Source organism: Acinetobacter rudis (genome assembly GCF_031157835.1).
Taxonomy (GTDB): domain Bacteria; phylum Pseudomonadota; class Gammaproteobacteria; order Pseudomonadales; family Moraxellaceae; genus Acinetobacter; species Acinetobacter rudis_A.
Genome location: NZ_JAVIDR010000047.1, coordinates 1 through 1,445 on the forward strand (window position 1 = coordinate 1; position 1,445 = coordinate 1,445).

1 protein-coding gene is annotated in these 1,445 nt (G+C 37.1%); it reads left to right on the top strand.

Features of this window, described 5'->3' with window-relative positions; translation table 11 throughout:
- Positions 1-54: 54 nt before the first annotated feature.
- A protein-coding gene (locus RFH42_RS16820; protein WP_374990850.1) for an IS3 family transposase occupies positions 55-1,415 on the top strand; the annotation gives its coding sequence in 2 pieces (ribosomal slippage) (positions 55-538 and positions 538-1,415; 1,362 coding nt in all).
- Positions 1,416-1,445 lie beyond the last annotated feature (30 nt).

The window sequence follows — 1,445 nt, forward strand, 5'->3', positions numbered from 1 at the left end:
TGAACTGCACCCCGAAAGTTGGACATAAAACTCCAACTGATGAGGTGCATTCACATGGGACGGTATACGTTAAAATTTAAACTCGCTGTCGTAGAATATTTTTTATCTGGGCAGGGTGGACAAAAAGCTACAGCCAAAAAATTTGGGACAAACCATTCCGCTGTTCGCATTTGGGTTGCTGCATATAAAAAGTATGGTGTCTTAGGATTGGAATCACCTCAAGTAAATACCACGCCTGAATTTAAAGAATCTGTAATTTTATATATGCGCGAGCATAACTTATCTATACGTGAAACTGCTGCGCATTTTAATATTCACGCAGTATCTTCTATTAGTTTGTGGGAGCGATGTTATGATGAAGGTGGTTTGCAAGCCCTAGCGCCCAAAAAAAGAGGGAGACCATTTGCAATGAAGCCAACAATAACAAAGTCACTGACTTCTAATAAAAACTCCTCAGCTCTTAGTCTTGAAGAAATGCAACGTGAGTTAGATTATTTACGTGCTGAGAACGCCTGTTTAAAAAAGTTGCATGCCTTGATTCAACAACAGTCACCCAGCAGCAAAAAACGCTAATCATCGTTGAATTAAGGCAACAATATCGTCTAGATAGCCTGCTGAACATCATGAAATTAGCTCGAAGCACTTTTTATTACTGGAGCAAAGCATTACAAAGATCTGATAAATACGAACAAATAAAACAACGGATTCAGACGATCTACCAACACCATAAAGGACGTTATGGTTATCGTAGAATTACCTGTCAATTAAGGCGTTATGGTTACACCATTAACCACAAAACAGTACAACGATTAATGCAGCAATTGAAGCTAACAGCATTAATTAGGTGTAAGAAATATCAATCATATAAAGGTGCTTATGGGAAAACAGCACCCAACTTGCTTGATAGAAAATTTAATGCCACCAAACCCAATCAGAAATGGGTAACTGATGTTACTGAGTTTAATATTCATGGCAAAAAGTTATATCTCTCCCCGATCTTGGATTTATTTAATGGCGAAGTTATTGCATGGCAAACCACTGAAATACCAAACCAAAAAATGATAGCCAAGATGGTCGATATGGCATGCAAAAGATTGGACTCAAAAGATTCACCAATGTTGCATTCTGATCAAGGCTGGCAATATCAAATGAGGAGCTATCAAAACAGACTTAAACAAACTGGTATAGAACAAAGTATGTCGCGCAAGGGCAATTGCTTAGATAATGCTGTGATAGAAAACTTCTTTGGATTATTAAAATCTGAACTATTTTATTTACAGCAGTTTGACAATATAGACCAGTTGAAATGTAGTATTGATGAATATATCAATTACTACAACAACGAACGAATTAAGATGAAATTAGGTGGATTGAGTCCAGTTGAATACAGAACTCAATCTCATTTAACCGCCTGAAAAACTGTCCAACTTTATGGGGTCAGTTCA